Origin of the sequence: uncultured Rothia sp., assembly GCF_937976295.1 — a bacterium.
Taxonomy (GTDB): domain Bacteria; phylum Actinomycetota; class Actinomycetes; order Actinomycetales; family Micrococcaceae; genus Rothia.
In genome coordinates, this window is record NZ_CALJRY010000031.1 from 1 (window position 1) to 1,877 (window position 1,877).

General features: G+C 62.5%; 1 protein-coding gene and 1 tRNA gene. One reads left to right on the top strand and one right to left on the bottom strand.

Annotated elements, in window-relative coordinates; genetic code table 11:
* Positions 1 to 339: 339 nt before the first annotated feature.
* Positions 340 to 412, bottom strand: a tRNA-Arg gene (locus Q0216_RS00805).
* 175 nt (positions 413 to 587) lie between these two features.
* Between Q0216_RS00805 and Q0216_RS00810 the strand changes: the two genes are divergently transcribed.
* On the top strand, positions 588 to 1,616 hold the full coding sequence (locus tag Q0216_RS00810; protein ID WP_298592145.1) for a DUF4031 domain-containing protein: 1,029 nt from the start codon (positions 588 to 590) through the stop codon (positions 1,614 to 1,616).
* Positions 1,617 to 1,877: the final 261 nt, after the last annotated feature.

Here is a 1,877-nt window from a genome sequence, read left to right on the forward strand (position 1 = left end):
AGGGGCGTAATAGTCATCCTCGGCGGGGGGTACGTCGTAGTAGGGGTCGAAGGGCGGCTCATCATCCGCTACCGGTGCTGCGGGGGTGACGAGTTCGGCGGCGAACAGGCCGTCCTGTTCGGTGAAGGGCTGCTTCTGCTGTTCGGGCTTGTCGCTCATCATCTACCTCGCTGCCTAGAATACACGTTCGATATTCCATGCTACCGCATTTGCTGGGCGGCTCCCACCCGTTCGGTCATCCGCCACTACCGCATTCAATCAGAAACAAGAAAACCGCCCGCGCCTGCTAACGCAAGCGACGGGCGGTTTTCTCGTACCGGCGTGATTACCGGCTCTGTGTGCCCCCGAGACGATTCGAACGTCCGACACCTTCTTTAGGAGAGAAGTGCTCTATCCCCTGAGCTACGAGGGCGTACCTATCCAGTATAAAGCACCCCGCACCTCCGGTCGGCACAGCCCACCCAAGCCCCCAGCATCCGCCGGTAGTCACCCTGGACTCATACGGCATCCACCCAGCGTTTACCACCCTGTGTTCACCACCCGAAGACACCCGCACCCGGCGACAGAACCGCTCCTACAATGTACGAATGAGCATCTACATTGACCCGCCCACCTGGCCCGCACACGGCACCGTCTTCTCGCACCTCATCTCCGATGTGTCCCTGGCGGAACTGCACGAGTTCGCCGCAGGGGCGGGCATCAGCGAGCGCGCCTTCGATCGCGATCACTACGATGTTCCGGCGCACCTCTACGAAGACCTAGTACGGGCGGGCGCGAAGGAGCTCAGCGGCGCGCAGCTGACTCGCACGCTCATTGCTAGCGGTCTGCGGATTCCGCTTAAGGAACGCCCCGAGAAGATTCGCCCGCGTCTGCTTCGCGCCTGGGAGGCGGCGTTTACGCCCCGCCTCAATACACCCAGTCTCAAGCACGTGGAGGATCCCGCCGAGCTGCGGGCTCAACTCACGGCGCGGGTGGCTGAACTGGGTGAGAGCCTGCTGCAGGCCTGGGAGCAGCCGCACCGTGCCTACCACCACAGCGGGCACCTTTCGCAGATGCTCACCGATCTAGACCGCCTGTACGCGCATCGTGCGCAGGGTTCTACTCCCCTGGCGTTGATTCTGGCGGCGTGGTTCCACGACGCGGTCTATGAGGGCGCACCGGGTGAGGATGAGCGCCGCAGCGAGCAGCTGGCGAGCACCTCCCTGGAGCCGCTGGTTGCCGCGGGTCCACTCACCGAGCAGGAGCTGCGGATGGTGAGCCTTCTGGTGCGTGCCACGGCAACCCACGAGCTTCCCGAGTCTGCCGACCTGCCGGCGGGCTATGAACCGGCGGATATTCAGTTTTTCCTCGATGCCGATATGGCGATCCTGGCGGCTGATTCGGCGCGCTATCGCCGCTACCTGCGCGGGGTGCGTAGCGAGTACTCTCACTTTGACGATGAGGCGTTCCGTACCGGTCGCACGACCTTCCTGCGTTCTATCCTGGGTCGAGAGCGCATCTTCCTCTCCGAACAGGCTTTCACGCTCTGGGAGGAGCCCGCGCGGGCTAATCTGCGTGCTGAGCTCAGCGAGTGGGAGCAGGACCCGCAGAGGCTTCTGCAGGCTCTCGCCTCCTAGCCGCATAGGCCTAGCCGCATGCACCTAAAAACATGCCGCCGAGAATGCGCCCATACGGCGGTGCACTTTCGGCGGTCTTTTCATGGAATCGCGGTATTTTCGTGGGTTCTCTGGGGTACACAAATCTCAGGTACACAAAAGGCGCCCACCCCGTGCGGGGTAGGCGCCTTTTTGAAGTATGTTGGGCTAGACCCAGCTTCTATACGCTAAGGCTTAGAGAGCGGTGTAGTAGCCGTCAACGGACATCCAGGAGGTGGGGTG